Raw genomic sequence first — 2190 nt, 5'->3', positions numbered from 1 at the left:
CAGGAAATCGGGCAGGCCGATGACCACCATGCCGTTGTTGATGACGGCGACGATCAGGACGCCGACGAGCGTGTTCCAAACGCCGCCGATGCCACCCCAGAGCGCCACGCCGCCGACCACCACCGAAGTGATGGACATGAACATGAAGTTCGATCCGGTGACGGATTCGGCCTGGCCGAGCTTCGCCACCTGCAGGATCGCCGCGATCGCGTAAAAGAAGCCGGCAAGCGAGAAGCCGGCCATCCTCACATGCTGCACCCGCACGCCCGAGGCATGGGCGAGTTCCTCGCCGCCGCCGACCGCATAAAAGTAACGCCCAAGGCGGGTCTGAGATTGGATGAACCAGGCGAGGACGAGGCAGAGCCCCGCGACATAGACCATCAGCGGAAAGCCGAGGATGCGCCAGGTCAGCAGAGCGCGGAACGTCGGATCGTTGAATTTGACGATGTCGCCGCCGGTCAGCAGGATCGCGGCGCCCGTGCCGATGAATCCGAGCGCGAGGCTCGCCATGAAGGATGGTATCTTCAGCTTGACGTGGATGAAACCGTTCACCAGGCCGATCGCGGCCCCGACGGCGAGAATGACCGGGATTGCGATCCAGCCGCCCGACGCGAGCGTTCCGCCGAGCGCCAGCATCAGGAAGCAAAAAAGAACGGCCGTCAGGGAAACGACGCCCTCCATGGAAAGGTCGATAGAACCCATCACGATGATGAAGGTCACCCCGACCGCCACCATGAGCGCGGGCGCCGCCGCGATCGCGATGCGCGCGAAGTTGCGTTGCGACAGGAATGAGGGGTTTATCGCCGTGAATAGCACTATGAGCGCGAGAAGCACCATGAAGGGCGCCCAGCGGATCGCGTTCTCCCGCGTGAGGATGCGTGGCAACTCCGGCCTCCCGTCCAAGCGTGCCGTATAGGGGGGAGCGGCCCGTTTCAGGGCCGCTCGATCGAGCTTCGTATTACTTGTACTTGATCTGGCCGTTGCTCGGTCCCCAGAAATCCTTCCAATTGTACGAAGGAACGGCGTCCAGATATTTGGCCTTGAAGTCCGCCGCGTCCTTCTTGGTGACCAGGACCGTCGGGCCGTAGAATTCGCGGTGCTCCTTCGGCTCTTCCGAAGGCTTGAAGGCGCCGGTCGCGGCGTAATAAGCGAGCGCCGCCGTGATGCCGCCGCCCCAGTGCGGATTGGTGAAGACGGTCGCCAGGAGCTTGCCCTCCATCACCAGCTTCACGGCCTCCGGATTTCCGTCATAGGCGACGATCGGCATATTCTCGATCCCCTCGGCGCGCAGCGCCTCGATCACGCCATAGGCGATGTTGTCGTTGGCGCAGTGCACGCCGGTGATCTTGTCGCCGAAGCGCGTCAGGAAAGACGCCATCAGCTCCGTGCCCTTGGTCGTGTCCCAGTCTGCGGGCTGAGCATCCAAAAGCTCGATATCGGGAAAGTCCTTCAAGGCGTTCTTCAAGCCGTTCAGACGCTCGATTGCCGGGTTGTTGGCGGCAATGCCACCCAGATGCACGACGCCACCCTTGCCGCCCATGGCGTCGAACAGGATCCGCGCCGTCTGCTCGGCCGGCTTCTCGTCCGACCAGGTCATGTGCGAGACGTAATTGTCGCCGATGTCCCACGGGTGCAGGTCGTCGGTCTTGTTCCAAATCGTGGAAATGTAGGCGCCGGCGTCGCGCACAGCCTCGACCACCGGACGGGCGTTCGGGCTGTCATTGGCGTCGCAGGCGATAGCGCACTTGCCGCCGGTCTTGGCCAGGAACGCCTTGATGTCGGCCAGCGACTTTTCGGAGGAGCCTTCGTTGATCAGCGAGACGAGGGAATCCTTGGTCTTGCCGAGGGATTCCACGAGTGCCTCGCCGCCCGACACGATCGAGTTCCAGTAAGCCGAGGCGCGGTCGCGGTACGACCAGGCGATCGCCGGGTCGCTGATCGCCGCTCGGGCAGCGCTGCCGCCGAAGGCGAATGGCACGGCCATCGCCCCCATGCCGGCAGCCGTGGCGAGCAGGAAATTGCGTCGGTTGACGGTCTCGCGCTCGATGAAATCCTTGATGAAAGTCGACATGTTACCTCCCATTTGGCGACAGCCCGCAAGGGCGGGCCGTCTATTGAGCAACCCCGAGAAGCCAGGCCGTCCAAACCGCTCTCTTGGTCGCTGAATGCACCATCTAGTTACTTCCTGAA

2 protein-coding genes are annotated in these 2190 nt (G+C 63.0%); both read right to left on the bottom strand.

Translation table 11 applies throughout. The features are described from left to right. Window positions 1-885 (bottom strand): ABC transporter permease (locus EOA27_RS33075; protein ID WP_145970706.1); only part of this gene is annotated, 885 nt, incomplete at its 3' end. 73 nt (window positions 886-958) lie between these two features. After that, on the bottom strand, window positions 959-2071 hold the full coding sequence (locus EOA27_RS33070; RefSeq protein WP_126079137.1) for a sugar ABC transporter substrate-binding protein: 1113 nt from the start codon (window positions 2069-2071) through the stop codon (window positions 959-961). Window positions 2072-2190: the final 119 nt, after the last annotated feature.

This window comes from Mesorhizobium sp. M2A.F.Ca.ET.037.01.1.1 (assembly GCF_003998075.1).
Lineage (GTDB): Bacteria > Pseudomonadota > Alphaproteobacteria > Rhizobiales > Rhizobiaceae > Mesorhizobium.
Note: the sequence above shows the minus strand (reverse complement) of the source record. Positions and strands in the feature narration are given on the sequence as shown.